We start from the raw sequence: 25,729 nt of genomic DNA, 5'->3' as shown, positions 1-25,729 counted from the left end.
ACGAGGCCACCATGATAGAATGCGCGGCCCGTTTGACTGAACCACGAGGAAATACTGTGGCTGTTCGTTATGTCCAGACCTGTCGGCTACCGACGCCCTTCGGTGTCTTCGACATGCACGGCTTTGAAGAGCCGGACACTGGTAAAGAACACATCGCCCTGACACTGGGAAATCTGGACGACCCTGAGCCGATGCTGGCTCGCACCCATTCTGAATGCCTGACCGGTGATGCGCTGTACAGCATGCGCTGTGACTGTGGCTATCAGCTTGAAGAAGCGTTACGCAGCATCGCACGGGAAGGTCGGGGCATTCTGATGTACCTGCGTCAGGAGGGTCGGGGTATTGGCCTGCTGAACAAGATCCGCGCTTACAACCTGCAGGATCAGGGCGCAGATACGGTTGAAGCCAATGAACGACTGGGATTTGCGGCAGATTTGCGGGATTACAGCATGTGCCGCGACATGCTCGAGCACTTGAATATCCGTAGCCTGAAATTGATGACCAACAATCCCCGGAAAGTAGACGCGTTGACCGATCTGGGCATCACGATCTCCGAACGCGTGCCTCTACACGTGGGCCGAAATCCTCACAACGAGCATTACCTGAACACCAAGCAAAGTAAACTGGGCCACTGGCTCGAGACCCACCAGGACGACGACCCGGCTATTTGACGGCAGCCAGCAAGTCGGTCTGCTTGGTCTGATCCCAGCGAGTTTTAATGGCTCGCTGGATCCCTTCCACATCCAGCCCTACTTCTGACAACAGCTCGCCATGCTTGCCGTGATCCACGAAAGTATCCGGAAGGCCAAGTTGAAGTACTGGCTGAAGCAGGTTGCGGCTATTAAGGAACTCGGTTACCGCGCTGCCAGCGCCGCCGGCAATGGCATTTTCTTCCAGCGTGACGAGCAAGTCATGTTGCTCTGCCAGCTCGAGAATCAACGCCTCATCCAGCGGCTTGACGAAGCGCATATCCGCGACGGTGGCACCGAGTGACTGTGCTGCCTCCAATGCGGGGGTTAGCAGAGTGCCAAAGTTCAGAATCGCAATGCCTGCGCCCTCTTTGACCCGGCGTCCTTTGCCGATGGGCAGGGGGGTAAGTTCCTGTTCAATTTTCGCGCCGGGGCCGGTTCCGCGAGGGTAACGAACAGACGCGGGGCCGTCGTAAAGCATCCCGGTTTGCAGCAGTTGGCGGGTTTCATTTTCGTCCGAAGGCGTCATCACCACCATGTTGGGGATGCAGCGCAGATAGCTGATGTCGAATGCGCCGGCATGCGTAGGGCCGTCTTCGCCCACCAGACCGGCCCGATCGATAGCAAACAGTACATCCAGGTTCTGGATGGCGACATCGTGTATCAGCTGGTCGTAGGCCCTTTGCAGGAACGTGGAATAAATGGCAACGACAGGCTTGGCGCCGTCGCAGGCCAGGCCTGCAGCAAGGGTGACCGAATGCTGCTCGGCGATGGCTACATCGAAATAGCGATCTGGAAACCGCTTCGAGAACTCAAGCAGATCCGACCCTTCACACATCGCAGGTGTTATGCCGACAACCCGGCTGTCTTCAGCCGCCGTATCGCACAGCCACTGGCCAAACACATTGGCGTATTTTGGCTTGGAAGGCTTGGGTTTGACAGGCTCGGGGCGGGAAGGCGGTACCGGCTCGATCTTGTTGATGGCGTGGTAGCCAATGGGATCTGCCTCGGCCGGAGCAAATCCTTTGCCTTTGGTGGTCACGATATGCAGAAACTGTGGACCGTCCAGTTCGCGGATGTTTTCCAGGGTTTCCAGAAGCAACGGAAGGTCGTGGCCGTCGATCGGCCCGATATAGTTGAAGCCCAGCTCTTCAAACAGGGTGCCGGGCGAAATCATGCCTTTGAAGTGTTCTTCTGTTTTGCGGGCAAAGGCCATCAGGTTGGGTGTTCCCTGAAGCACCCGCTTACTGCTGTCACGCACCTGGTTATAAGTGCGACTGGCCAGCAGTTTCGCAAAGTAGTTGGACAGCCCACCCACGTTGCGGGATATCGACATGTCGTTGTCGTTGAGAATGACCAGCATGTCGGCATGCAGGTGACCGGCGTGATTCAATGCTTCGAACGCCATGCCGGCGGTCATCGCACCGTCGCCAATCACTGCGATGCTCTTGCGACCGGTGTTTTTCAGTCTGGCAGCAATCGCCATGCCCAGTGCGGCGCTGATGGACGTGCTGGAATGGCCAACGCCGAACGTGTCGTATTCGCTCTCTGCGCGTTTGGGAAACCCCGCCAGGCCTTCCTTTCGGCGAATGGTATCCATACGGTGTTTGCGGCCGGTCAGTATTTTATGGGGATACGCCTGGTGACCCACATCCCAAACCAGCCGGTCGTCCGGCGTGTTGAATACATAGTGCAGCGCGACCGTGAGCTCGAGGACCCCCAGGCCGGCGCCGAAATGGCCGCCGGTCTGGCCTACCGACCAAAGCAGAAACGCACGAAGCTCCCTGGACAATTGAGTCAGCTGCTCGGCGTGCAATCCACGCAGCTGGTCCGGGGTGTCAATCCGATCCAACAGCGGCGTGTTGGGCCGCTGAGACGGGATTTCCTGAAAAGTATATGGTTCGTGCATCTACTCGTTCTTTGTCGGGTGTTTCGAATGTCTGACTATTATACGGGATGGTCACGACATATTTCAGTCCTGCGACCTTTAAACCTTATTCATTGCCAGTGTGCACGTCAGGTCGGCGGGCTATCAATGGGTGCGGGCAACAACGTAATCCGCCATGGCGCGAAGCGTGTCAGCTTCCGGGCCAAAGCCGTCCAGGCTTGCCAAAGCCGAATTCAGGAGTTCGTTCAGGTACTGTCTGGCGCGTTCTACGCCCATCAGTGATGGATAAGTCGGTTTGCCACGTGCCAGGTCAGAGCCCTGTGGCTTTCCGATCACTGTGGTGTCCCCCTCAATATCCAGCAAATCGTCCTGAACCTGGAAAGCCAGGCCCAGCGTGTTGGCGTAATCCGTTAACGCCGTCAGCTGTTCAGGGCGAATATCCGGCGCCGTGAGGGCGCCGATGCGCACGGTTGCGACGATCAGGGCGCCAGTCTTGTGGCGGTGCATGGATTCCAGATGGTCAATGGACAGCTGTTTGCCCACGGATTCCAGATCAATCGACTGGCCGCCCACCATGCCGAGATGGCCGCTGCCGGCGGCCAATTCCCGAACCATTGCCAATCGTTTCTGGTCGTTCAGCAATGGAGCGTCCGCAAGCCAGTCGAAGGCCAGAGTCTGCAGGGCGTCACCGGCCAGAATGGCGGTCGCCTCATCGAAGGCGATGTGGGTGGTCGGTCTGCCCCGGCGAAGATCATCGTCGTCCATGGCAGGCAGGTCGTCGTGAATCAGTGAATAGGCGTGAATCAGCTCCACCGCGCAAGCCGGCACCAGTGCCGCGTCGTTTGACTGTCCTGCCGCCATGGAAGCAGCCAGACAGAGTGCCGGACGCACTCGTTTACCACCACCCAGAACGCTGTACCTCATGGCTTCCAGCAGGCGTGGCGATCCAAACTCTGAAGCGCTCAGTCGTTGGTCCAGGGTGCTATCAATTCTTGATCGACAGGTTTCAAGGAAAGGCGTAACCGGAGTTTCCAGAGCGTTCATCAGGCGGAGTCGTCCATCGGGCCAGGGCGTCAGTCGGATTCGTCAGGCGTAAACGGTTTTGTTTCCAGCGTTCCGTCGCTGTTCTCCACCAGTTGCTCAACCCGTTGTTCGGCAGTCTTCAGTGCCTGCTGGCATTCGCGAGTGAGCTTTACGCCGCGTTCGAAAGCGGACAGCGACTGCTCCAGAGAGAGCTCTCCCCGTTCCAGATCGTTGACCAGCTTTTCAAGCTCATCCAGTGATTTTTCGAAGTCGGCAATGGACGCGGTACTTTCTTCAGCGGCCATACGGGGCCTCCGGTTGTCGCGGATTTGGGCGGATTATATCAAAGCTTCATGCCGTTCGCTGCCAATGAAACTGCCTGCGTTCTGATTTTTCTCCGTTTGGCCCATAGCTCTGCTCTGTGACCTGTATCCGACCGCTCTTGCCGACGGTGACGATGGTCGTGGCCCGGGTGCCGTATTCTTCACTTTTGATAAAGGGAGATGAAAGAAAGCGCTCGGTCGCAAGGCCTACGCCAGTATCGGGCAGTTGATCATCAGGCGCTGGAGTGGTGTCCTGCAGCTGACCTATCAAGGAGTCATGAATCTCGTCTGTATTGTTCTCGAGGGCGCCCTCGAGCGTCTCACCAACAGAGCGTCGAAGTCGCAATAGCTTTGGCCAGGGGGTCTGGAGCAGGTGGTTACTGAGCCCGTATATACCGTGGTGAATCTCGCGCCCGGAATCGGCACCCTGGTGACTGGCACCTGCGGCACGATTGCTAGCGCCCGCGGCGCGATTACTAAAGTACCAACCACCATCCGGATCGACCCGGACCAGGTTGAATCCAGCGTAGTGATCCTGCTCCGACGACAGTCTGCGATTCAATTCCTGGGTGCTCAGAGCCTGGGCCATCAACGGAAGTTCGCCCCGCGAATGTGCCGCCGCCATATCGTTGGCTTCCCGGACGTTGGTAACGGCGGACACAACACCCTGGGCGTTTACCGCCAGCCAGGTTCCACCCGACTGCAGGTCTCTACCCGCAAGAACCTCTGAACCGGCGGTATCGCTATACCACCAATCCATGGCTGCGGTTGGGCGTCGAAAAAATTCATCTCGGTTGGCAGCCATGACCAGCGGGAACTCAGGATGCCGGCCAACGGAAAAAACAATCAGGCACATACGGTTCTGGTTTCCTGGCAAGTGAACAAAAGGGCGACGGTGTGTATCATACCAGCCTCCGTTTTTTGCGTGCGTGGATCAACAATGACGCTGATTTCCCTCATAGCTCTGTATCTTGGCCTGGGCGCCTTCGCTGGAACACTCGCCGGACTGTTTGGCATTGGTGGCGGGCTGGTGATTGTGCCCGTGTTGATTTTCAGCTTTGGCCTGCAAGGAGTAAGTGGTGAAATCGCCGCGCATCTCGCCGTTGGTACTTCTCTGGCGACCATTGTGTTTACGTCCATCAGTTCAATCCGTTCTCATCATCTGCATGAGGCCGTACGCTGGGACATCGTAAAATCCATGGCCGTCGGCATTGTGCTGGGAGCTTCGTTGGGCGCGGTGACGGCTTCCATGCTGTCAGGCCCCTCATTGGAATTGATCATCGGCGTCTTTGTCATACTCGTCGCTTTTAAAATGTTGCTCGATGTCAATCCAAAGCCGGGCAGGGATGTGCCCGGTAAGCTTGGCCTTGGTGTGGCCGGTACCGGTATTGGCTGGGCGTCGGCGATCTTTGGTATTGGCGGCGGTACGCTGACAGTGCCATTCCTTAGCTGGTGTAACCTGCGTATGCAAAACGCGGTCGGAACCTCCGCCGCCTGTGGCTTTCCCATTGCCTTCGCAGGCGCTCTTGCGAATATCGGCACCGGCTGGAATCATCCCGATCTGCCATCGCTGAGCCTTGGCTTTATTTATCTGCCCGCTTTCCTGGGTATTGTTCTGACCAGCGTTCTGTTTGCCCGAGTGGGCGCCAACCTGGCCCATAAGTTAGATGCCAGATTGCTCAAGAAGATTTTTGCCGTTCTGCTGATCATAGTAGGACTTCGTTTCCTGATCTGAAGTCAACGCACAGAGGTTTCTGATGCTGCAACACCCGCAAATTGATCCGGTCGCTATTTCCCTGGGGCCGCTGAAAATCCACTGGTACGGGCTGACCTATCTGGTGGGTTTCCTGGCTGCCTGGTGGCTGGGCAAATTGCGGGCCCGCAAGCCCGGCTCGCCAATCACCGAAGAACAAATGGGCGACGTGATCTTTTACCTTGCTCTGGGCGTGATTCTGGGTGGCCGGTTCGGCTATGTCGTTTTCTATAATTTCGATGCCTTTCTGGCGGATCCGCTCTGGCTGTTCCGGGTCTGGGAAGGGGGCATGGCGTTTCACGGAGGCCTTCTGGGGGTCATCGCCGCTATGTGGTGGTATGGCCGCAAGGTTGGGTGTGGCTTCTGGCGGCTGGCGGATTTCGTCGCACCTCTAGTGCCGATTGGATTGGGTGCAGGGCGGATCGGCAACTTTATCAATGGCGAACTCTGGGGAAAACCGACAGACGTCGCCTGGGGCATGGTATTCCGCACTGCGCCTGACTCGCTGGCGCGCCACCCATCTCAGCTGTACCAATTTGCTCTTGAGGGTGTCGCATTGTTCGTCATCCTGTGGTGGTTCTCGGCCAAGCCTCGACCCAGAATGGCGGTGTCTGGCCTGTTTCTGTTGGCCTACGGCGTGTTCCGTTTCATGGTGGAATTCGTTCGACAGCCGGACCCGCAACTCGGCTATCTGGCTTTCGACTGGCTGACGATGGGTCAGGTATTGTCTTTCCCCATGATCGTTGCGGGTGCCACATTGATGTTCATTGCCTATCGGAGAAATGAGTCATGAAAGCCTATCTCGATCTGATGCAGGATGTCGTCGATAACGGCTTCGACAAAGGAGACCGTACCGGCGTGGGTACCCGGTCTGTGTTTGGTCGTCAGCTACGGTTCAACCTGCAGGAAGGGTTTCCGCTGGTCACCACCAAGAAAGTTCACCTGCGCAGCATCATCTATGAGCTCCTGTGGTTTTTGCGTGGCTCCACGGATAATAACTGGCTGAAAGAACGAAAGGTCTCTATCTGGAACGAATGGGCCCTTGAAGACGGCGATCTGGGCCCGATTTATGGCAAGCAATGGCGAAGCTGGCAGTGCCCAAATGGCGATGTCGTGGACCAGATCAGCGAAGTGATTGAACAGATTAAAACCAAGCCGAACTCCCGCCGCTTGATCGTCTCTGCCTGGAACCCGGCAGAGCTGCCAGACGAATCCATCGGTCCCCAGGATAACGTTCGCGAGGGTCGCATGGCGCTGGCGCCTTGCCACTGTCTGTTCCAGTTTTACGTGGCCGATGGAAAGTTGTCGTGTCAGTTATACCAGCGCAGTGCGGACCTGTTTCTCGGAGTGCCGTTCAACATCGCCTCCTATTCACTGCTGACCCATATGATTGCCCAGCAGTGTGATCTGGATGTCGGCGAGTTTGTGCATACCTTTGGTGATTGCCACCTGTACCAGAACCATCTCACCGATGAGATCGTGTTCGAACAGTTGAAGCGCGAGCCCAGGGCTTTGCCGAAACTGGTCATCAAGCGCAAGCCTGTCAGTATCTTCGAGTATGAGCTCGAGGATTTCGAGTTCGAGGGCTACGACCCGCTGCCTGGGATCAAGGCGCCCATTGCCGTCTAGTTTGCCGCTTTGCTTCAGTGCTAGTCCGATTGTTGTGGGGACTGCGACGCAGTGAGAGGGGCTGTCCGAAAAACGCTACAAGCACGTCCGTGTGCGCTTGGGCTCCGCCATCCATGGCTCCGCACATTTTCGGACAGCCCCTCTCACTGCCTCGCGTTCTGGCTTCGGGCGAATGTATTTCCTAGTGACAACGAACCTGTATTATCCAATTGGTCATTTCCTTGAAGGGTGTGGCCGCTTTAGCTTTGAAAAGCTCGCGACTAAATTGGACGCGAAACGTCGGGGAGGATCTTTCAAAAATGTGCGGAGCCATGGATGGCGGAGCCCAAGCGCGCATGGATGCGCTCGTAGCGTTTTTTGAAAGATCCTCCCCGACGTTTTGCTGCCTCACAGTCAGCGGGCCCATAAGAACAGGACTCCCAAACTGAAGGCCAAACACATGAGAAAAGCCCTCATAGTAGCCATGTCCCGAAACCGGGTCATAGGCCGCAACAACAACCTGCCATGGTACCTGCCCGGAGATCTGCGCTATTTCAAACAAGCGACCATGGGTAAGCCCATCATCATGGGCCGGAAAACCTGGGATTCGATTGGCAGGCCGTTGCCCGGCCGAATGAACGTGGTGATTTCGCGCAATTCCGATTGGGAAGCGCCTGCAGGCACTACCTCTGCCAACTCATTGCAAGAGGCGCTGGTAAAAGCGGAAGCGCAGGCAGAAATCGAAGGTGGTGATGAAGTGATGATCATTGGCGGTGGGCAGATCTACACCGAGGCACTGCCAATGGTCGATCGCATGTACGTGACCCAGGTGCACGCCGAAGTGGAAGGCGATGCGTTTTTCCCGGAAGTAAACTGGGATGAGTGGGAAGAAATCGGACGGGAGGATTTCTCCGCGTCCGAAAACAACCCCTATGACTACAGTTTTGTCGTCTATCAGCGGCCAGAAGCCGGCTGATTAGTCCTTGCGAGGCGGGCGCTTGCCAGCGGGCTTGCCACCGCCTTTGCCACCTTTGCCGGGTGGCTTGCCTTTAAAGCCGCCCGGGCCGCCACGACCTTTCGGGCCTTTCTTAAAGCCGCCCTTGCCGGGTGGTTTGCCGCCTTTGCGATCACGACGGGGTGGAGGCGTTGCGGATACCACCGGCAGTGCATCCGGTTGTTCCAGCGGCAGTGTTCCCGGCTGAATGGCTTCCATCCAGCAGGCCAGGGCGCCTGCGACCATCGCAACGTCCATCTCGTTGCGTTCGGCGATTTCGTCCAGTAGGCCCATCGCCTTGGCCAGCTTGCCATCTTCTGCAAAGCCCAGAAGCTGCTGCTCAAACTGCTGCTCACGCATTTTCTTGAGTTCAACCGGCGAAGGTAGCTGGTAAGCTTCCATGGGCGAGTTGGTGGCGCGCTCCAGTGTCCGCAGCCAGCTGCGCTCGCGCGGGGTGACCAGCAAAATCGCCTTGCCGTTGCGCCCTGCACGACCAGTCCGGCCAACCCGGTGGATATAGGCTTCGGTGTCGTAGGGTACGTCGTAGTTGATGACGTGGGTGATCCGCGGGACGTCGAGTCCACGGGCGGCCACGTCAGTGGCAACGATGATGTCTTTTCGGCCTCGTCTGAGGTCCTCAACGGTCATCTCTCGCTGGCGCTGATTGAGGTCACCATTGAGCGGCGCTACGGCGTGTCCGCGAGCAGACAGTTTTTCGGCCAGCAGAGTAGTTTCAGCCTTGGTGCGCACGAAGATGATGGATGCGTCGCAAGGCTCCACTTCCAGAATGCGGGTCAATGCGTCCAGCTTGCGCTCCGCATAGACGGGCAAGACAAACTGGGAAATGCGCTCGACAGTGCGAGTTTCGCTTTCAATACGGACTTCTGTAGCATCCCGCAGATACGTCTGTGCAACTTTCTTGATCTGCGGCGGCATGGTTGCAGAGAACAGGGCCCGCTGACAGTTGTCCGGCGTTTTGGACAGAATGGCTTCCACGTCATCGATAAAGCCCATGCGAAGCATTTCGTCGGCTTCGTCCAGAACCAGGGCTTTCAAGCTGCCCAGTTTCAATGTGCCTTTGCGAAGATGGTCCAGCATTCGGCCTGGAGTGCCCACAATCACCTGGGCGCCGCGCTTGAGCCCTTTGATCTGTGGCTGAAAATCCTGGCCGCCATAAATGGGCAGCACGTGAAAATTACGGAACTTGCTGGCATAGGTGGTGAAGGCTTCGGCTACCTGAATGGCCAGTTCGCGTGTAGGAGCCAGTACAAGAATCTGGGGCTCCATGACCGAAGCATCGATTCGGCTCAGCAGCGGCAGGGCAAACGCAGCGGTTTTACCGGTGCCGGTTTGGGCCACGCCCAGCAGATGTTTGCCAGCCAGCAGCGCAGGAATGGTCTGCGCCTGGATAGGAGAAGGTTTTTCATAGCCGACGGCCGCAACAGCTTCAAGCACCGCTGCATCGAGGCCGAGTTCGGCAAAGGTCAAATCAGACATTCATGATCTCGGGATTCGGAGGGTAGAGCATTGCAGGACAATGCATAATGTGGGGCAGAGTATACCCGCTTTGCTGCTGCTTTTATATCCGATTTGTCCAGAGCCCTGTAGGTAGTTGCCGGAGCAGTGGTTGCGCCGCTGTTCAGGATTGGGCAAGCTTTCGCTGATTCGAATAGGATGCTAATGAGGCGAGAGAATGACCTTTGATGAATTGTTGAGTGTGAGCGCTGCGCAGAACCAGATAACGATTCCCCCAAGTTGGGGACAGGGCAGGGCCACGTTCGGAGGTTTAACCGCTGCGCTGCTGTTCGAGCGTATGGCTGATGTGGTTGCCGAGGGGAGGCCAATGCGCTCCATGCAGGTATCGTTTGTCGGGCCAGTCAAATCCGACGAGCCTGCAAGCCTGAACGCCGAGATTCTGCGCGAAGGCAAGGCCGTCAGTCAGGCCATGGGGCGGATTGAACAGGGTGATCAGCCTCAACTGGTTGCGTTTGCCAGTTTTGGTGGTGGACGAGATTCATCAGTAGCTGTTGACCCGCTGCCAGCACCGGATGCCCCACCGCCCGAAGAATGCCAGCCGCTATCCTACATCAAGAATGTCACTCCAGAGTTTACCCAGCACATTGAAATGCGCTGGGCATTTGGCCAGATGCCGTTCAGTGGCAAGGGCGGTCGTGAAATGGGCGGCTGGATGCAGTTTCGGGAGCCGCCAGAGGAAATAACCGACGCTCACATTGTCGCGCTGGTAGACGCTTGGCCACCTGCATTGCTGCCACACCTGAAGGCACCGGCGCCGGCGAGTTCACTGAGCTGGGCGATGGATATTCTTCATCCCAGGCCGAAGATCGAACCTGGTGACTGGTTGTTGTACAAGGCAACCATCGATCAGGCCGAGGCAGGGTATGGTCATACTCAAGCCGGGATCTGGACTCAGCAGGGGGAATTGGTGGCAACGAGTCGTCAGACCGTCACGGTCTTCGGTTAAAGAATTGTGCTTTGTCGATGAGGCGGTTTATGCAGCCAGTTCAGACTTGCAGGCGTCGACAATGATGCGGGCAAACGCCTCCGGAGAATCTTCCTGCAGGAAGTGCCCGCCCTGCAGGGTAATGTGAGGCTGACCATGGGCCCCCGGGATACGCCGCTGCATGTGGCGCTCTCCGCCGCGCGTAATGGGGTCGCCACTGCTGAAGCAAGTGATGAACGGTTTTCTCCATTTTTCCAGCACGCGCCAGGCCGCTTTGTTTGCGGGGCTGGCCGGATGACTCTCATTAACCGGTACCAGTTTAGGGAAGGCACGGGCGCCTGATTTGTACTCGTCGTTCGGGAACGGCGCTTCATAGGCCGAGATTTCAGCCTTGCTGAGGGTTCGCTCGGTGCCCAGCTGTACGATACGCCCGATCGGAAGCCATGGGCTGTGAGTGGCAAACGCTTTCCAGAAACTGAACACCGCCGGCACGGATGTTTCCCCGGTAGGCAACATCCCGTTACCGACGATAATGCGCTGGAACAGTTGCGGATGTTCTGCTGCCAGGCGCAAGCCCAAAAGCGAGCCCCAGTTCTGACAGACCAGCGTAATATTTCTGAGATTCAGTGAGTGCAACCAGCTTGAAAGCCAGGCGATGTGTCGGTCGTAACTGTAATCATTGATGTCAGACGGCTTGTCGGATTTACCAAAGCCTATCAGGTCCGGCGCAATCACCCTGTGGCCGGCGGCGGAAACAAGAGGGATCATATGTCGGTAAAGATAGGACCAGGAGGGCTCCCCATGCAGCATCACGACGGGGTCGGCACTGATGGGGCCCTCGTCCACGTAATGCATTCTCAGGCCGGGTTCGGCGTCGAGATAGTTGGGTGTGAATGGATAGTCCGGTAAGCCCGTGAAGCGGCTTTCATCGGTTCTCAGGATACGCATGCCATCGACTGTCCTAACTGATTGGTTGCGTGGCCGAGCAGCAGCCGACCAATACAAATCAGGATATAGCAGTTTGAAATCCACTGTGTTTGGTTTCGGTAACAGTCCGTTGACCAAATGAATCCGGGGCGAATACTGGCGTAAAGATGAGCGAGAGGTTCTCTGGATTAGTGGGCTAACTATCTGATTTATTTAGTCAGGGTCGATGACTGGACGTCGGTTCGAGCGCTTGTCATCCCAGTCCAGTGACTTGGGGTCATACCAGCCAATGTCGTTCAGAACCTTGTCCCTTGTGGCGGGAGAAAGTGTCGGCCATAGGTCCTGGAAATCCTCCAGTCCCTGATCTCGTTGTCTGGCCTGTTTGCCCTGCAGGCGACGGATAATTTGCGGCAGGTGCAAAGCCTCGCCGAGCTGGCCTGGTACCAGAACGTCCTGGCCCATGACTTTGCGGCGATGCGTTCTGGCAGCCAGCACGCGGTGGAGAGCGCTTGCTGCTTCAAGAGCCGTTTCAACGGTAAACTCTTCGTTATCCAACCTTCTGACCTGTTTAACGAATAATCAACAACCCACAACTATACCCTGAAAGCCGTTACACTGGCCATGACGTCGAGGCTAAGTGTCGCTCACCTCTAACAGGGAACTGGTAATCCTCTTATGTACGAAAAACTTGAAACACGGACTTTCCTCGCCATGCTGGTTGGCGTTTCCCTGGCCTTCATCCTTCTGATGAAGCCGTTCTTTGGCCCGATCTTCTGGGCAGTGGCCATCGCGCTGATTTTCCATCCGGTGCGCCAGAAGCTTGCGGGGCGTCTGGGGGATCGGCCCAACGTGATTGCCCTGTTGACGCTGACTCTGTGTCTGGTGATCGTCATTATACCCGTGCTGGCTCTGGTGACCTCTCTGGTGGCAGAGGGCGTGGTCGTGTATCAGAAAATCCAGAGCGGGGAGCTCAAACCCGGTGAATACATTGACCAGGTGGTCAATTCGTTTCCTGCCATTGAGGCGTTCTTCGCGGAGTTCGGGATCAATTTTACCGATCTTCGTGATCGCGCTGTTAGCGTGTTCGTGGGTGGGAGTCAGTTGCTTGCCAAACAGGCTATCGGTTTTGGCCAGAACACTTTCCAGTTCTTTCTTGGCCTGGCGTTGATGGCCTATCTGGCCTTTTTCCTGTTGCGCGATGGTAATAAACTGATCGAGTTGATGATCAAGGCGTTGCCGCTGGGTGACGAGCGTGAGCGCCTGCTGTTTGCCAAGTTTGCCGAAGTTACCCGTGCCACTGTAAAAGGCAATTTGTTGATTGCCATTATTCAGGGCGCGCTTGGCGGTTTCATATTCTGGGTGCTGGGTATTCAGGGTGCCTTGCTCTGGGGCGTGGTGATGGCGATTGCCTCGTTATTGCCGGCAGTCGGCGCAGCCCTGGTCTGGGTGCCTGCCGCCATCTACCTGGCCGCCACCGGTGAAATCGTTTCGGCTGTTATCCTGACGCTATTCGGAACCGTGGTGATTGGCCTGTCGGATAACTTGCTACGCCCCATTCTGGTCGGTCGTGATACCAAACTACCGGATTACATCGTGCTGTTGTCGACTCTGGGTGGGCTTGCGATGTTCGGTATTAACGGGTTTGTGATGGGGCCGCTGGTTGCGGCGTTGTTCATGGCGTTCTGGGGCATTTTCATTCGAGAGTTTGGCGAAGTTGACCCCGAGCCTGAAACGAAACTGCCTCCTTCGGCTACAGAATCACAACAATCCGGCCCGGTGGATCAGGGCTGATTGTGCTAGGCTTTTGGTATAAATCCCGATCTATCAAAGGCTAAGTGCCAGAACGGGTCTGGTTCCACAAAAACAAATCACAGGATACTGGAGTGACTCATGAATAGGCTCACACGTTTTCGCAGTCATATTGCTGCTGCCGCTCTGGCAGGCTCCGTCGCTTTGGCTGCCGCACCGTCTGCCATGGCCAATGACACGGTTGCACTGAAAAATGCGCTCTATGGCGCAGGATACGCGATCAGTAACGTTAGCCCGCAAATGGACGATGCCACGCGTCAGGCGCTGACAAAATTCCAGCAGGACAACGGCCTGACCGCGTCCGGAGTGTTGGATGATTCCACCAAAGAAGCGTTGGGCATGGTGTCTGTGCAGGTTGCTGCATCCAACGCCGCGGAGTCGTCTTCCTCTGGGAGTAGTGCGCCAGAGACAAGCTCTGCCGCGTCTGAACCAGAGCCGGAGCCAGTTGAAGAAGAATCAGAAGATGATATTGAAGAAGAGGACGACGGTGGCTGGTCGTTCTTCTGATCGATGGTGTGAATCCAAATAAACCGGGTGGCAAACACCCGGTTTTTTTATGTCAATCCAGCTTTTCCAGACCCTTCACGGCGCCTTTCCAGTTCGCGCTACTCGACTAACCCGGTCGCACCGCCTTGCTTGATGTCAGGGTGCTGGCGTCGTTTTCCTCGTAATGGCCCTTTGCATTCTCCACAATCTGTCGACCTGCCTTCCGAAACAGCTGTTCGCGACCAAAGTGGTTAGCCAGCAGAGAGCCATGGCCGGGCAGTTTATAATCCGCAATAAAGAGCAGATTCGGTCTGTGCGGAATGGTTGTTTCGCCAATACCTGCTTACAATGTGTTACAGGGACATCATCAGAAGAAGGGAGAAAAGTACATGGCTGGCCAGGATAGCCTGTCTTTACGTCGCCTCAGAGAATTTCAGCCCCTCAACCGGCTAACCGATGATCAATTGGTACTTCTGGCAAACAGGGCAGAGCGCAGACGCCATGGCCCTGGGCAGAGAGTGATTGAGCGTGGCGTGCGTGATGGCCTGGATTTCTTTCTTGTGGAGGGGCGAATCGAGCTGGAATCTGTGGATGGACGCAAATCCACAATCGATGCTGCCTCCGACAAGGCGGTGAACCCCATTGCTCGTTTGCAGCCTCGCATGTACAACGTCACGGCAATAAAACCCTGCGAATTTCTGGTGATCGGGCAGGATCTTCTCAACCAGCTATTGCGCGCGGCCCCTGTACAGCAGGTGGAAATGGATTCGGGCGAGTCAAACGGAGAAGCCGAGAGCGAAGAGCATTATCTGCTGATGGGATTTTACGCGGAACTTCGTTCCAATCAGTTGACCCTGCCCAGCGTGCCCGATGTGGCCTGGAAGGTGCGCCGACTTGTCGACCGTGAGGACACGGCAGCAGAACAGGTTGCCAATGCAGTTTCGGCCGATCCGGCGATGGCGGCGAAGCTCGTTCGGGCCTGTAATAGCCCACTGTATCGCGGGTTCTCTGACGTCCGAAACGTGCGCGAGGCCGTCGTTCGCCTGGGCATGCGAACGACACGGCAGTTGGTAACGGTGTTCTCGATGCGCGAGGTTTTCCGGTCCAAGCACCCTTCTTTGCAAAAAGAGATGGACCGGCTCTGGCGCCACTCCAGAGAGGTGGCAGCGTTGTGCTGGGTGTTGGCTGACAGTGCAACGTCCATTGATCCGGAAGAGGCCTTGCTGGCCGGGTTGCTGCACGACATCGGGGTGGTTCCCATACTGGTTCAGGCGGAGCACCATGTGAACCTGTTTGCCGACCAGACCAACCTCGACCATGCGATTCACGAATTGCGGGGTGATGTGGGCACCGCAGTACTGGAAAACTGGGCGTTTCCCGCTCCATTTCTGAATGCGGTCCGTTATGCAGAGACCTGGTCCCATGAATGCAGTGAGTCTGCTCCTCAGCTGGTTGATGTGGTTATTGTGGCCCAGCTTCATTCGATGATCGGCGCGAGCCAGAATCGGGATCTTCCGTCGTTTGATGAGGTACCGGCCTATCGTCGCTTGGGTGAGCTTGAGTTGAACGCCTCCCGCAGCCTTCAGTTGTTGACTGAGGCGCGGGCACGCGTAGACGAGGTTCACCGATTGCTGTCAATTCACTGAAGATATGGCATGGTAGCCGGTCTTCCGGAGTTTCAGATTTGGTGACAACCCCAACCATGAACGTACCGCTGTTTCCATTGAATTCTGTAGTGTTGCCTGGCGGCAGGATTCCCCTGCAGCTGTTTGAGCCGCGCTATCTCGATATGCTGACCCGGTGCATGAAAGAAGATCGTGGTTTCGTGGTCGTATTGCTCAGAGATGGACTGGAAACCGGTAAAATGGCGGCGTTCTACGACATCGGTACCTATGTCCGTATTATTGATTTCAAGCAACTGGACAATGGTTTGTTGGGTATCACGGTAGAGGGTCAAAGCAAAGTGACCGTGGTGCGTTCCTGGCAGCAGGATGATGGCCTGAACGTTGGGGATGTCGAGTGCCTGCTGGCGGAAGAAGAGCGACTGATCCCCGAGCGTTATGCGGAGCTGCCCTCGGTACTCAAGGCGTTGTTTCGGCACCCCGTGATCCGGGATCTTGGCATGGAAGTGGATTACCACGATGCCCGCGAAGTTGGCTGGCGTCTGACCGAGCTATTGCCGTTGGACAAGCAAGAGAAGCAGCGCCTGGTAGAACTTCAGGACCCGATGGAAAGGCTGGATCGGCTGAACGACCTGTTGGAAGCTCTGGAAGAAAGTGGCTGAGTTCAGATCTGCCCATAGGCCATCAGCGCCTGTGGCCACTGATAGAACAGGTAGGCTGCAGAAAACCCCACCCATATTGTAATCGTCAGAATGAGCGTGGCGTCCAGCGTCACCGGTGTGTTGTCAAATCGGCTGAAGCTGGTTCTGGTCAATCCGGCGATAGCCATTCCCAGAAAGATTCCGGCCAAAATATCGGTCGGCCAGTGAACCCCCAGATAGATCCTGCTGGTCGCAACCAAAACAATTGGAAGGCTGAAGGCCAGGTAGAATTGCCAGCGTTGCCCGGTCCGGAATTCTCGTGCGACAAAGCTCGCGGTCAGGGCGCAGAACAGCGTGATTCCTGTGGCGTGACCGCTTGGAAAAGCGACGGAATCCGGTGACGCCGATGCCAGGTCAGGGCGAGCGATCGCAGTGGCATCCTTGAGCAACCAGACAACGAGTGATGCCAAAATGGTGGCTGTCGCGATGTGAAGAGCCGCTGAATAGAACCCGCGAAATGCAAATAGGGCTGTCATCAGAACCGCCGCCGATAACAGAATCGCCGTGTCGCCCATTAACGTGATCGCGATAAACAGTTTGTCCAGAAGTGGGTGGCGTAACTGGCTCAGCCATTCGACAGCCAGCTGGTCGTATCGGACCAGCAGATCCGTTGCAAGAGCCAGTTGGGAAAGAATAGCGAACAATGCCAGGCATCCAAGGCCCAGCATCATGGACGGAAGAGGAAATTCCCCCGCATGATCCGGCCGGTGGCTGGAGTACAAACGCCAGAAACGATGGGTCGAGTCATAGGCTCTCATCTTTGCGGCCAGCCATTCGTAGGCACGGCTGCCCTGGACGAGCCCAAGCTGAAATCGGAAGATCAGCAGGTATATGACGGTCAGAATGGCGACGCCGATACCGACAACCAGGTAAAAATGTGGCGGCGGTTTGATAGCGCTGGCCATGGCGCTGCCGACCAGATAGCCAGGCAGAATGTAGACCGGGGCCCAACCTATTGCGGAGGCGAAATTGAACGCCAGGAACCGCCGCCATGGCATGAGGAATGCGCCCGCTATCAGTGGAATGACCGGGCGAATCGGGCCCACAAAACGTCCTACCACCACGCTTTTACCGCCATGCCGCCGGAAAAAACGCTCGCCCCGAGTGATTAGCGCCGGATAGCGGGACAGTGGCCATAACTGGTCCAGCCGTCCCTGAAACCATCTTCCCAGTCCAAAACTCAGGCCGTCGCCGGCGATGGCACCAGCTCCGGCCCATAGGAGGACCTGCATCAGTGGCATGGCAGTTTGGCCTGCGAGGGCCGCGATGGCGAAAAGAATGGCAACGCCGGGAATGATGATGCCGGCGAGTGCCAGAGACTCCAGAAAGGCGGTCAGGAAAAGTGCGAAGGCAAGCCATTGGGGATTCATTGCCAGCCAGTCTGTCAGAGGCTGTAAGCCGTCGGCGGTCATGATTCCGTTGCGTCGCCCTTGCTGTACCACACCGAGTCAGCGCCGCGCTTCTGCGCTTCGTGCAGCGCTGAACGAACTCGGCGGTGCAGATCCTGGGTGCGCCTGTCAGTACTGGCGAGAGTCGTGCAGCCGAGGCTAACGGTTACCTTGCCGACAGCCGGCCAGCTTTCTTCTGCGATTGTCCGTCGAATGCGCTCGGCAATGACGCGCACACCTTCTTCCGGAGTAAATGGAAGGATCAGGTAGAACTGGCCATTTTCAAGCGTGTAGAGCGTGTCGCCTGCCCTTATCACCCCGAACAGATGCCGGGTAAGATCTTTAAGCAGTCTTTGCAGGCCATCTTTGCCGTGCAAGTCTTCCGCTTCATCCGCATAGTCAACGGCCAGCGTTATGACCGACAGGCAGTGGTCCATCACAATGGCGCGGCTGATTTCCTTCTGTAGGGTTTCATCCAGGAAGCGGGCGTTGTGCGCGCCAGTAACGGGGTCGGTAATGGCAAGATCTTCAGCCGACTGCGCCATGTGGTCGTAATGCCAGATGTACAGTGCGGCCACGATGATCAGTGACAACACTCCAGCGATTGTAGTTGTGGCTTCGATCAGCGTTTCGGAGACCAGCAGAAAACCGCTGAGCGTCAGCAATAGCAGCAGAGACAGAATGAGCCCCTGTCGAAGTGGCAGTACCAGCAGGTTGAAAACCACCATGGGCATCACCCAGTGACTGATGCCCGTAGGCGAAAGCGCCATCATGGCGGCCACTAGCGCGCTGTTCAGCCCCGCCAGAATGAAGAGATGCCCTTTGGCAGAGAGTTGGTGGCGACGTGAAATAAAGGTATAGCCGACGCCGCTAAGAGTCAGTAGCGCCATTCCGGCGGCCAGGAAAAAGAGGTCGTAGAACCCGTATCGCAGGTTTTGGAAAGCCAGACTGGCAATGAACAGAGTGGCAAGCGTATACGCGGCCAGATGGGTATGTGTCCTCAGGCGTGTTTCGGTCAAGTTGCTGGACCTCCCGCCCGGTTTTCAGTTCGCTTCTGTTTGTAGGTGCTGTAGGCCTGAGCCCGATCGCCCCCCTGCTGTTGCGCCCGGCGCAGTGCGTTTGCAACCGAGCTTTGCAGGCTGTCAGCATCGTCGCCTATATTGAGGCCTGCAATACCCGCGCTGACAGTCAGCTCCAGGTGATGGGAGCTGAGGAGCGACTTGAGGCCGATTCGAATGGTTTCGGCCAGCTTGGAGGCTTCAGCAGTCGGAATGCCTGGCAGAATGATCAGAAACTGTAGGTCGGCAACCCGGTAGTAGGTGTCGAAGTCCCTCAGCTGAGAGTGCAGGTAGCGGCCGATACGTGGCAGAATAGACCTGATATCGGCGTCTGGATCACTGTCGCTGAGGTGAGTGTCCAGGCCAATCATGATGACAGACATGTCGATGCCTTCTCGCTCACTGCGCTGTATTTCCTTGTGGAGATCGGCCGACAGGTATTCCCGGCTGGCGGCCTGGGTGAGTTCGTCGGTTCGCCGCAGCGGGGCTAGCTGCCGAGATTTGTATTCTCGTAGGAAAACCAGCAGGCAGGAAAGCAAGATGGTCATCAGGAAGGCGCTGATCATCTGATGGCGTTCGGGCATGCCGGTGAGGGAGGAAATGGCCATCATGGCCATGAGCACGCAGATCAGGCTGACGACGGTAGCCCAGGCCAGCGGTAACAAAGCGAAGGCGATGAGCGGTATCACGTAAAACCAGTGCACCAGGCTCCAGGGACCAAACCAGAGACTGGCAGCCAGCGCCATTGCCAGGGCTGCAAACGCCATTTTATGGATGACGGGCCAGGGCGTTTGCAAGCGGTTGGCACTGAAAGCGCTGCTTGTGAATACAACCATTGCGGCAAGCAGCACAGTGACCAGAGTCAGGTGTTCGGATCTGGCTGAAGCGAAAAGCGCGATTGCGATCAGCAATACGAATCCTGTCCGCGACAGGCGGCTTAACAGGAAGTTGTCGGCCATCTGGGCCATGGTGTCCGTCCTCTCCCGGGCGTCCGTGATTCACAGCATAATGCAGGAACCTGTAATATGCCTGCGCTTTCGCATGTGACAGGGCGGTATGATAATCGTTGGGGCGGTTACTTGAAACGGCTTCAGCGAGCTTAAGTACTGAATTGCAAAATGGATCAGTTAAGAGAAGGGTTTTCGATGGATATTGCAGCTTACATGGCGGAAGTCGGCCAGGAAGCACGACGCGCAGCGGCGGAGGTGGCTCGTTCCACAACTGCGACGCGTAATCGCGCCCTGCTGGCGACGGCCGAGGCGCTGGAAAGTGCCCGTGACGCCTTGGCGCAGGCCAATGAGGCTGATCTGGCGCGTGGTAAAGACAACGGTCTTGAGGCCGCCATGCTGGACCGTCTGGAGCTGACCCCGGCCCGTATTGATGCAATGATCGAGGGCCTGAAACAGGTGGCAACGCTGCCAGATCCCATTGGTGAAATTACCGGGATGACTTTTCGCCCGTCCGGTATCCAGGTGGGTAAAATGCGCGTGCCGCTGGGTGTGATCGGCATTATTTACGAATCACGCCCGAACGTAACAGTCGAGGCGGCCAGCCTTTGCCTGAAGTCTGGCAACGCCACCATCCTGCGTGGCGGCTCTGAAGCCATTGAGTCCAACCAGGCCATCGCAGCCTGTCTGGCCAGGGGGCTAGCCGAAGCCGGCTTGCCGGAAAGCGCGGTGCAGGTGATCAAGACCACCGATCGTGCCGCTGTGGGTAAGTTGATTACCATGCCCCAGTTTGTCGATGTCATCGTGCCCCGTGGCGGTAAAGGTCTGATTGAGCGCATCAGTAAGGACGCTCGAGTGCCAGTCATCAAGCATCTGGATGGCGTATGCCATGTTTATGTAGACAGTCATGCCGATCCACAAAAGGCACTGGATATCGCACTCAATTCCAAAACTCAGCGGTACGGAACCTGCAACACCATGGAGACACTGTTGGTGGATGAGGAGATTGCCGAAGATATGCTGCCTTTGTTGGCGGAAGCGTTCCGCAAGAAGAGCGTGGAGCTGCGTGGGTGCTCCCGAACGCAGGCCATCCTGTCAGATGCGGTTGCAGCGACCGAAATGGACTGGTTTGAAGAATATCTGGCGCCAGTGCTGGCCGTGCGAGTGGTGGATGGGCTGGATCAGGCCATTGAGCACATCAACCGGTACAGTTCCCAGCACACCGATAGCATTGTGACTGAAAACTATACCCGAGCGCGTCGATTCCTGACGGAAGTGGATTCCGCCTCGGTAATGGTGAATGCGTCCACTCGCTTTGCGGACGGTTTTGAATACGGATTGGGTGCCGAGATTGGCATTTCCACGGACAAGATACACGCGCGCGGCCCGGTTGGCCTGGAAGGGCTGACCTCCCAGAAGTACGTGGTATTTGGCGACGGCCATGTGCGTACCTGATCGTTTATGAAAGTGATCTATGGCGGTACATTTGATCCCATCCATCATGGACATCTGCGGCTGGCGATTGAGCTAAAAGAGTGTCTGGGTACGGCGGAAATCGCACTGGTTCCCTGTCACATTCCGCCGCATCGACAATCGCCGGGGGCTGGCAGTGATCAGCGTCTTGACCTCCTGCAACTGGCGGTCTCGGACGAACCTGGGCTGGTGGTGGATGAGCGAGAACTGGAGCGTGAAGGTGCTTCTTACACGGCAGATACGCTGCGTCAGATCCGCAGCGAAATTGGTCAGGATAAGCCTCTGGCAATGGTTGTCGGCACGGATTCTTTCGCCAGCTTTGATCGTTGGCGGGAGTGGGAAGCGATTCCGCAGTTGGCACACATCATTGTGGTGGTTCGTCCGGGCTCCGACATCCCCGCGGGGAGCGCTGCGGCCGACTTAATGAGGCAAAAGGCGGCGACCACGGTAGAGGAGCTTTACGCGGCCCCGTGTGGCCGGGTTCTGGTTCTCGAGCCACCCCTCATGGATATTTCCGCGACGGGTATTCGCGAACGAATCGCGGATGGGCGGTCGCCGCGATACCTTTTGCCTGATACCGTCTGGTTAAAAATTCGTCACTTGGGGCTCTACAGACCGTGACTTGACGGGAACTTTTAGTGATACAATAACCAATAGGTAAGACGATAGAGGCGGCCATAGGGGCTGCTTCATGCTCAACAGGGTGATTATGCAGGCAGAGCAGCTTAGAGAACTGGTAGTGAACGCGCTTGAAGATATCAAAGCGCAGGACGTAAGCGTGATCGATGTGAGAGACCGCACCAGCGTGACCGATTTCATGGTTCTTGCATCGGGTACTTCCAACCGCCACGTAAAATCACTGGCAGACTCGGTTGTCTCTGAAGCAAAAGAGCAGGGCGTCCGTGCCAGCAACGTTGAGGGTTCCGGGGCCAGCGACTGGATTCTGGTAGATCTGGGCGATGTGGTTGTGCATGTCATGATGCCTGCCACCCGCGAGTTTTACGATCTTGAGCGCCTCTGGCGCGATGCCCCGAACCTGGGTGTAGCGGGAAGCGAATAGACATGCGTCTGAAACTGATCTGTGTCGGGCAGAAAATGCCTGATTGGGTCAGCCAGGGGTTCAGTGACTATGCCCGCCGCATGCCGCCCGAGCTTGGAATAGAGCTGACTGAAATACCCATGGCCCACCGCGGCAAAAATCCGGACATCGCAAGGTTGAAGAAGCGCGAGGGCGAGGCCATTCTTGGAGCGGTCGCGGCAAAAGATCGCGTGATTGCGCTGGAGGTAGGCGGGCGTAGCTGGTCTACCGAAAAACTGGCTGACCAGTTGGAAAGCTGGCAGCTTGATGGCCAGGATGTCTGTTTTCTGGTGGGTGGTCCTGACGGGCTGGACGATACTTGCCGTCAGCGTGCAGATCAGCTTTGGTCCCTGTCCGACCTCACACTCCCTCACCCCTTGGTTCGAATCCTTCTGGCGGAACAGCTGTATCGCGCATGGACGGTCACCCGCAACCATCCTTACCATCGGGCTTAGGAACTCATCATGCCCTGGGGAGAATTCAAGGATACCGTAGCAGAGCGCAGACTGTTCCAGCGACGAACCGTTGTGATGCTGGTGTTAGTGTTTGTCATGCTTGGCCTGCTGGTGGCTCGCATGTATCAGCTCCAGGTTGTTGAGCACGATGTCTATACCACGCTTTCAGACAAAAACCGGGTACAGGTTCAATCGGTCTCTCCACCGAGGGGTCTGATCTACGACCGTAATGGCGAATTGCTGGCAGAGAACCGGCCCGTCTTCAGCGTTACCCTGGTGCCTGAACGGGTGGGTAACATGGATGAAACCCTCGCCAAGCTCCAGCAATTGCTGGAAGTCTCCGAAGAAGACATGGAACGATTCCAGCGTCGACTGGAAGAGCGCCGTCGGCCCTTTCAAGAGCTCCCTCTCAGATACGATTTGACCGAACAGGAAATCGCTCGCCTGGCGGTTCATCGTCACGAATTGCCCGGGGTCGAGGTAGCCGCTGAACTGGTTCGCTACTACCCCCACAGCGAGCTGACAGCGCACGCCCTTGGGTACGTTGGGCGTATCAATCGTCAGGAATTGCAGCGTATTGATCCGGTCAATTACGCGGGTACCAACTACATTGGAAAATCAGGCGTCGAGCGCTTCTATGAGGAGCTGTTGCACGGTGAGGTTGGTTACCAGCACGTAGAAACCAATGCACGGGGTCGTACCCTGAGGGTATTGGAGCGGCAGAATCCGGTGCCCGGTGAAAACATCGAGCTTCATATGGATTTGAGACTTCAACGCCTGGCACACAAGCTGCTGGATGGTCGTCGCGGCGCTATCGTCGCCATTGAGCCTTCCACTGGCGGTCTGCTGGCACTGGCCAGCGTGCCGGGCTTTGATGCGAATCTGTTTGTCACCGGCATCGGGGTGGATGCTTATCGGGAGCTCCGTGACAGCCTGGACAAACCCCTCTTTAACCGGGCGCTGCGAGGCCAGTATCCGCCGGGGTCAACCATCAAGCCCATGTTAGCCGTTGCGGGCCTTGATAGCGGTGCAACCACCCGCGACAAAACCATTTGGGATCCGGGCTATTTTCAGCTCAAAAACAGCGGCAGACGCTGGCGAGACTGGAAACGCAGTGGCCACGGCTGGGTCGACCTGAAGGACTCGGTTGCGCAGTCTTGCGATATCTATTTTTACGAGATGGCGACCGAGATGGGGGTGGACACCATGCACCACTACCTGTCCCAGTTCGGATTTGGCGAAGATGCGACTCTGGACGTGTCGGGGGCCATGAGTGGTTTGCTGCCCTCCCGGGACTGGAAGCGGGCGGTGCACAGTCAGCCCTGGTACCCGGGTGACTCGGTGAATATGGGGATTGGCCAGGGCTTTATGCTTGCTACACCGCTTCAGCTGGCAACCGCAACTTCGGTGCTCGCAAACCGCGGAAACTGGGCAGAGCCCCGTTTGCTGAAGTCTGTTCAGGGCGATCGGTCAGTTGATGAGGTTTTGCCCGAGGCAACCCATCAATCCATTTCGTTGAAAGATCCCGATACCTGGGCATTTGCCGCCGATGCGATGGCAGAAGTCATGCACGGAGCAAAGGGTACGGCTCGCAGGGTTGGCAGAAACGCTGCCTATCGGATGGCAGGTAAGACGGGTACCGCCCAGGTGTTCAGCCTGGCGGAAGATGAAGAATATGATGAGGAAGAGGTCCGCGAACGGTTACGCGATCATGCCCTTTTCGTCGGTTTTGCTCCGTTGGACAATCCGCAGATTGCCGTTGCCGTGATTGTAGAGAATGGCGGCAGCGGCAGTGGTACCGCCGCACCTGTCGCCCGCGCCATGTTCGACGCCTGGATTCTGGAATACTCTCAGCAGGAATCGTTGGCAGCACTGGGTCAGGAGACCAATAACTGATGGCAGCCGGACAATTTCTTGACCAGCCACATAACCACGCGCTTGCGGGCAGGGCCAGAGGTTTCTGGTCGATGGTTCATCTGGATCCTGTGCTGCTGCTTCTGCTGTTTGTCTTGATCACTGGCGGACTGTTTATTCTGTACAGTGGGGCTGACCAGAACATGGCGGTGGTGAAAGCCCAGGGCATCCGTATGGGTGTGGCTCTGGTGGTGATGGTGGTGTTCGCTCAGTTTGATCCAGCCGTTTTCCGCCGTTGGGCCCCGTGGTTATACGTTGCCGGTGTTGCGGGTCTGTTGGCCGTTTTGTTGTTCGGCGTTGGAGCCAAGGGTGCCCAGCGCTGGCTTGCACTGCCCGGCCTGCCCAGGTTTCAGCCGTCGGAGCTAATGAAGCTGGTGGTGCCCATGATGGCGGCCTGGTATCTGTCACGTCAGTTTCTGCCGCCACGTCTTCGCTACGTTGCGGGCTCTTTCGTGATCGTGGTGATGCCCATGGCGATGATTATTCTGCAGCCGGATCTGGGAACGTCTCTTCTGGTCGGTGCTGCGGGTCTGTTTGTAATCTTCTTCGCGGGCATGAGCTGGAAGCTCATCAGTGCCTTCTTCGCTCTGGCGTCTGTCTCGGCACCGCTGATGTGGTTTTTCGTGATGCGGGACTACCAGAAACAGCGGGTATTAACGCTGCTCGATCCTCAAAGTGACCCCCTTGGCGCGGGCTGGAACATCATTCAGTCAAAAACGGCCATCGGGTCTGGCGGCCTGGAAGGCAAGGGCTGGCTGCAGGGGACCCAGTCGCACCTGGAGTTCTTGCCGGAGAGCCACACCGATTTTATTGTTGCGGTACTGGCCGAAGAGTTCGGGTTCGTTGGTATGGCCTGCCTGTTGGGGCTTTACCTTCTTATTATCCTCCGCTGCCTTTATATCGCCGCCATGGCTCAGGATTCCTTCAGCCGGTTGCTTGCTGGTGCCCTGACGATGACCTTCTTTATTTACATCTTTGTAAACGTAGGCATGGTTAGCGGGCTGCTTCCGATCGTTGGCGTGCCATTGCCCCTGATCAGTTATGGCGGTACGTCCAGCGTGACTTTGATGGCAGCTTTTGGTGTTCTCATGTCCATTCACACTCACAGGCGGATGATCAGTGCCTGACAGAC

At 56.8% G+C, this 25,729-nt stretch carries 26 protein-coding genes; 16 read left to right on the top strand and 10 right to left on the bottom strand.

Features of this window, described 5'->3' with window-relative positions; genetic code table 11:
- Positions 1-56 precede the first annotated feature (56 nt).
- Positions 57-671 (top strand): GTP cyclohydrolase II, encoded by a 615-nt coding sequence (gene ribA / locus QLQ17_RS13490; protein ID WP_283210095.1) that lies wholly within the window; start codon positions 57-59, stop codon positions 669-671.
- Here the strand turns inward: ribA and dxs are convergent.
- From dxs to QLQ17_RS13470, 4 genes are all read right to left on the bottom strand, one after another.
- Entirely contained in the window at positions 664-2,598 is a 1,935-nt protein-coding gene (gene dxs / locus QLQ17_RS13485; protein ID WP_283210094.1) for a 1-deoxy-D-xylulose-5-phosphate synthase, read from the bottom strand. The genes ribA and dxs overlap by 8 nt on opposite strands.
- Before the next feature lie 123 nt (positions 2,599-2,721).
- Positions 2,722-3,621 carry a (2E,6E)-farnesyl diphosphate synthase gene (gene ispA / locus QLQ17_RS13480; RefSeq protein WP_283210093.1) on the bottom strand — a complete coding sequence of 300 codons (900 nt, stop codon included), beginning with the start codon at positions 3,619-3,621 and terminating at the stop codon, positions 2,722-2,724.
- Positions 3,622-3,650: 29 nt separating this feature from the next.
- Complete coding sequence (locus QLQ17_RS13475; RefSeq protein ID WP_283210092.1) at positions 3,651-3,905, bottom strand: exodeoxyribonuclease VII small subunit; 255 nt, start codon at positions 3,903-3,905, stop codon at positions 3,651-3,653.
- A 46-nt stretch (positions 3,906-3,951) separates the two neighbouring features.
- Positions 3,952-4,779, bottom strand: coding sequence for an NRDE family protein (locus QLQ17_RS13470; RefSeq protein ID WP_283210091.1), 828 nt, complete (start codon positions 4,777-4,779; stop codon positions 3,952-3,954).
- A gap of 84 nt (positions 4,780-4,863) precedes the next feature.
- On the opposite strand from QLQ17_RS13470, the gene QLQ17_RS13465 reads away from it, so the two are divergent.
- The 4 genes from QLQ17_RS13465 (at position 4,864) to QLQ17_RS13450 (ending at position 8,260) form a co-directional block, all read left to right on the top strand.
- Complete coding sequence (locus tag QLQ17_RS13465; RefSeq protein WP_283210090.1) at positions 4,864-5,658, top strand: sulfite exporter TauE/SafE family protein; 795 nt, start codon at positions 4,864-4,866, stop codon at positions 5,656-5,658.
- Between the two features lie 22 nt (positions 5,659-5,680).
- Positions 5,681-6,469 carry a prolipoprotein diacylglyceryl transferase gene (gene lgt, locus QLQ17_RS13460; protein ID WP_283210089.1) on the top strand — a complete coding sequence of 263 codons (789 nt, stop codon included), beginning with the start codon at positions 5,681-5,683 and terminating at the stop codon, positions 6,467-6,469.
- On the top strand, positions 6,466-7,305 hold the full coding sequence (locus QLQ17_RS13455; RefSeq protein ID WP_283210088.1) for a thymidylate synthase: 840 nt from the start codon (positions 6,466-6,468) through the stop codon (positions 7,303-7,305). Before lgt ends, QLQ17_RS13455 begins: the two co-directional genes overlap by 4 nt.
- Before the next feature lie 439 nt (positions 7,306-7,744).
- Complete coding sequence (locus QLQ17_RS13450; RefSeq protein ID WP_283210087.1) at positions 7,745-8,260, top strand: dihydrofolate reductase; 516 nt, start codon at positions 7,745-7,747, stop codon at positions 8,258-8,260.
- Here the strand turns inward: QLQ17_RS13450 and QLQ17_RS13445 are convergent, their stop codons facing one another.
- A complete protein-coding gene (locus QLQ17_RS13445; protein WP_283210086.1) occupies positions 8,261-9,775 on the bottom strand; it encodes a DEAD/DEAH box helicase in 1,515 nt (504 codons plus the stop codon). It abuts the gene before it with no gap.
- 196 nt (positions 9,776-9,971) lie between these two features.
- Here QLQ17_RS13445 and QLQ17_RS13440 point away from each other — a divergent pair, with 196 nt between their 5' ends.
- Entirely contained in the window at positions 9,972-10,760 is a 789-nt protein-coding gene (locus tag QLQ17_RS13440; protein ID WP_283210085.1) for an acyl-CoA thioesterase, read from the top strand.
- A gap of 27 nt (positions 10,761-10,787) precedes the next feature.
- On the opposite strand, the gene QLQ17_RS13435 is transcribed toward QLQ17_RS13440, so the two are convergent.
- Entirely contained in the window at positions 10,788-11,687 is a 900-nt protein-coding gene (locus QLQ17_RS13435) for a haloalkane dehalogenase (RefSeq protein WP_283210084.1), read from the bottom strand.
- Positions 11,688-11,879: 192 nt separating this feature from the next.
- Positions 11,880-12,221: a hypothetical protein gene (locus tag QLQ17_RS13430; RefSeq protein WP_283210083.1), complete on the bottom strand. Its 342-nt coding sequence runs from the start codon at positions 12,219-12,221 to the stop codon at positions 11,880-11,882.
- A gap of 120 nt (positions 12,222-12,341) precedes the next feature.
- Here QLQ17_RS13430 and QLQ17_RS13425 point away from each other — a divergent pair, with 120 nt between their 5' ends.
- The 4 genes from QLQ17_RS13425 to QLQ17_RS13410 all read left to right on the top strand — a co-directional run bounded on the left by QLQ17_RS13425 (position 12,342) and on the right by QLQ17_RS13410 (position 16,245).
- On the top strand, positions 12,342-13,457 hold the full coding sequence (locus QLQ17_RS13425) for an AI-2E family transporter (RefSeq protein ID WP_283210082.1): 1,116 nt from the start codon (positions 12,342-12,344) through the stop codon (positions 13,455-13,457).
- A gap of 99 nt (positions 13,458-13,556) precedes the next feature.
- Positions 13,557-13,982: a peptidoglycan-binding domain-containing protein gene (locus QLQ17_RS13420; RefSeq protein WP_283210081.1), complete on the top strand. Its 426-nt coding sequence runs from the start codon at positions 13,557-13,559 to the stop codon at positions 13,980-13,982.
- 368 nt (positions 13,983-14,350) lie between these two features.
- The gene (locus QLQ17_RS13415; protein ID WP_283210080.1) at positions 14,351-15,607 is read left to right on the top strand and encodes an HDOD domain-containing protein; all 1,257 of its coding nucleotides are present in this window, start codon (positions 14,351-14,353) and stop codon (positions 15,605-15,607) included.
- Positions 15,608-15,663: 56 nt separating this feature from the next.
- Complete coding sequence (locus QLQ17_RS13410; protein ID WP_349306801.1) at positions 15,664-16,245, top strand: LON peptidase substrate-binding domain-containing protein; 582 nt, start codon at positions 15,664-15,666, stop codon at positions 16,243-16,245.
- A gap of 2 nt (positions 16,246-16,247) precedes the next feature.
- Here QLQ17_RS13410 and QLQ17_RS13405 read toward each other — a convergent pair whose 3' ends face one another.
- Genes QLQ17_RS13405 through QLQ17_RS13395 form a run of 3 tightly spaced genes read right to left on the bottom strand, consistent with a single transcriptional unit; the run spans position 16,248 to position 19,698 of the window.
- Positions 16,248-17,696, bottom strand: a complete 1,449-nt coding sequence (locus QLQ17_RS13405; RefSeq protein WP_283210078.1) for a bifunctional DedA family/phosphatase PAP2 family protein — start codon at positions 17,694-17,696, stop codon at positions 16,248-16,250.
- Positions 17,693-18,691, bottom strand: a complete 999-nt coding sequence (locus QLQ17_RS13400) for a GGDEF domain-containing protein (RefSeq protein ID WP_283210077.1) — start codon at positions 18,689-18,691, stop codon at positions 17,693-17,695. Before QLQ17_RS13400 ends, QLQ17_RS13405 begins: the two co-directional genes overlap by 4 nt.
- Entirely contained in the window at positions 18,688-19,698 is a 1,011-nt protein-coding gene (locus QLQ17_RS13395) for a GGDEF domain-containing protein (RefSeq protein ID WP_283210076.1), read from the bottom strand. Before QLQ17_RS13395 ends, QLQ17_RS13400 begins: the two co-directional genes overlap by 4 nt.
- Before the next feature lie 177 nt (positions 19,699-19,875).
- Here QLQ17_RS13395 and QLQ17_RS13390 point away from each other — a divergent pair, with 177 nt between their 5' ends.
- The 6 genes from QLQ17_RS13390 (at position 19,876) to rodA (ending at position 25,724) form a co-directional block, all read left to right on the top strand.
- Positions 19,876-21,132, top strand: a complete 1,257-nt coding sequence (locus QLQ17_RS13390) for a glutamate-5-semialdehyde dehydrogenase (protein WP_283210075.1) — start codon at positions 19,876-19,878, stop codon at positions 21,130-21,132.
- 6 nt (positions 21,133-21,138) lie between these two features.
- Entirely contained in the window at positions 21,139-21,771 is a 633-nt protein-coding gene (nadD, locus tag QLQ17_RS13385) for a nicotinate-nucleotide adenylyltransferase (RefSeq protein ID WP_283210074.1), read from the top strand.
- A gap of 88 nt (positions 21,772-21,859) precedes the next feature.
- Entirely contained in the window at positions 21,860-22,210 is a 351-nt protein-coding gene (rsfS, locus tag QLQ17_RS13380) for a ribosome silencing factor (RefSeq protein WP_283210170.1), read from the top strand.
- 2 nt (positions 22,211-22,212) lie between these two features.
- Complete coding sequence (gene rlmH / locus QLQ17_RS13375) at positions 22,213-22,683, top strand: 23S rRNA (pseudouridine(1915)-N(3))-methyltransferase RlmH (protein ID WP_283210073.1); 471 nt, start codon at positions 22,213-22,215, stop codon at positions 22,681-22,683.
- 9 nt (positions 22,684-22,692) lie between these two features.
- Positions 22,693-24,579 carry a penicillin-binding protein 2 gene (mrdA, locus tag QLQ17_RS13370; RefSeq protein WP_283210072.1) on the top strand — a complete coding sequence of 629 codons (1,887 nt, stop codon included), beginning with the start codon at positions 22,693-22,695 and terminating at the stop codon, positions 24,577-24,579.
- Positions 24,579-25,724: a rod shape-determining protein RodA gene (gene rodA / locus QLQ17_RS13365; protein ID WP_283210071.1), complete on the top strand. Its 1,146-nt coding sequence runs from the start codon at positions 24,579-24,581 to the stop codon at positions 25,722-25,724. The genes mrdA and rodA overlap by 1 nt, the downstream gene beginning before the upstream one ends.
- Positions 25,725-25,729 lie beyond the last annotated feature (5 nt).

It is taken from the genome of Marinobacter sp. CHS3-4, assembly GCF_030053415.1.
Taxonomy (GTDB): domain Bacteria; phylum Pseudomonadota; class Gammaproteobacteria; order Pseudomonadales; family Oleiphilaceae; genus Marinobacter.
The sequence above is the reverse complement of the archived record's forward strand: the minus strand, read 5'-3'. Positions and strand labels throughout refer to the sequence as shown.